Source organism: Methylobacterium nigriterrae, assembly GCF_037106235.1.
Taxonomy (GTDB): domain Bacteria; phylum Pseudomonadota; class Alphaproteobacteria; order Rhizobiales; family Beijerinckiaceae; genus Methylobacterium; species Methylobacterium nigriterrae.
Map to the genome: position 1 here is coordinate 1 of NZ_JBAWTG010001130.1, position 213 is coordinate 213.

Here is a 213-nt window from a genome sequence, read left to right on the forward strand (position 1 = left end):
GGCGCCTATATCCGCCTCAACGTGATGGAGACGCCGGAATTCACGCAGGTGAAGGAGGCCAACCGCGAGGCGGCGATTCCCTTCGTGTCGATGATGCGCACCTACCCGAAGAACGTGCTCGCGGGCATGGGTGCGCGAACGATCGACGGCGTGTTCTTCAACATCTTCGCGGTCTTCTCGATCGGCTACCTGACGCAGACCCTGCACGTGCCG

The 213-nt window shown here is 62.4% G+C and carries 1 pseudogene; it reads left to right on the plus strand.

The features are described 5' to 3' along the window. Positions 1–213, plus strand: a pseudogene (locus WDW90_RS41355) (MFS transporter); the annotation flags it as partial.